This is a genomic window from Pseudomonas endophytica (assembly GCF_001411475.1).
Taxonomy (GTDB): domain Bacteria; phylum Pseudomonadota; class Gammaproteobacteria; order Pseudomonadales; family Pseudomonadaceae; genus Aquipseudomonas; species Aquipseudomonas endophytica.
Window position 1 is genome coordinate 1 of sequence record NZ_LLWH01000141.1, and the last position, 1,445, is coordinate 1,445.

The 1,445-nt window shown below is 51.0% G+C and carries 1 protein-coding gene; it reads left to right on the top strand.

Annotated features, from left to right (window positions below; all coding sequences use genetic code 11):
- Positions 1-51 precede the first annotated feature (51 nt).
- Positions 52-1,418, top strand: a protein-coding gene (locus AQS70_RS23265) for an IS3 family transposase (RefSeq protein ID WP_164488181.1) whose coding sequence is annotated in 2 segments (ribosomal slippage) — positions 52-544 and positions 544-1,418 — 1,368 coding nt in all. Because the reading frame shifts where the segments join, the coding sequence is not laid out codon by codon here.
- Positions 1,419-1,445: the final 27 nt, after the last annotated feature.

Genomic DNA, 1,445 nt, shown 5'->3' on the forward strand with positions numbered 1-1,445 from the left:
TGGACTGCCCCCAAAAAGTTGGACACATATCCAACTTTTTGGGGTTTCAACATGAGCAAGTACACAGAGCAATTTAAGCTCAACGCCATCAAGGCTTATCTTGATGGCACTAAGGGTCTACGGACGATCGCCCGGCGCTTCGATATCGACGTCAGCCTGCTCCGGCGGTGGGTTTCAAGCTATAAGCTCCACCGTTTGACCTGTCTTCGTAAACGAGGGCAACGGTACAGCGCCAGCTTCAAGCGTGAAGTTGTGGAGTACAAACGCTCACACCACCTCTCACTTCGTCAGGTCGCCGCGCACTTTGGTCTTGGCCAATCATCTCAAGTAGGCAATTGGGAGCGGCAGTACTACAGTGGCGATCTTGAACCGTCGACCATCGCAAACAGAAGAATACCCGCTGTGATGACGAAGAAGCCCAAACCTGCTGTGCCCGAAGCTAAAGACGATGCGCTGAAACCGCGCGAACAGTTGTTGGCTGAACTTGAATACCTACGCATGGAGAACGCCTACCTAAAGGAGTTAGAGGCTTTGCAGGAACAGAAAAAACGACGGCAAACGAAAAAACCCTGATCGTCTCGAAACTGAAAAACATGTTCCCTCTGGCTGATCTGCTGAAGCTAGCTGGAGTGGCGCGCAGCACGTTTTACTATCAAGTCCGTGCACAGCAACGGCCAGATAAGCATGCCTCGCTTAAGCAGTTGGTACAGCGTGTGTATGACCAGGAGAAAGGTCTTTATGGGTATCGACGCATTAGCGCTGTAATCAGGAGCTTGGGCCATCTCGTCAACAAGAAGGTCGTGGAACGTTTAATGGTTGAGCTGGGATTGCGCTCGGTTGTGCGCCCCAAAAAGTATCGTTCGTATCGAGGAACTACCGGCAGAACTGCACCGAATGTATTAGATCGCAACTTCATCGCCCAACGCCCGAATCAGAAGTGGGTGACCGACGTTACAGAGTTCAAAGTTGCTCAGCAAAAGCTCTATCTTTCGCCTGTCATGGACTTGTACAACCGCGAAATCGTGGCGTATGAAATGGCTACCCGCCCCTGTTTGGCACTGGTCGACAATATGCTGGACAAGGCTTTTAAACGCTTGCATAACGAGCCAAAACTCGTGATCCACTCTGATCAAGGATGGCATTACCAGCACTCCCAATACCGCTATAAGCTGGCGAAGCTCGGGATCAAACAGAGCATGTCGCGCAAAGGAAATTGTTTGGACAATGCTGCGATGGAGAGCTTTTTTGGTACGCTTAAGTCCGAGTTTTTCTACCTGAAGCGATTTGAGAGCGTCGAGGCGTTGAAAGCGGGTCTGGATGAATACATCCACTATTACAACCATCACCGCATCAAACTGACGCTCAACAACCTAAGCCCTGTGGAGTACAGGACCCGGGCTGCGCAGATTGCTAGCTAACCTGTCCAACTTTTGGGGGGCAGTCCA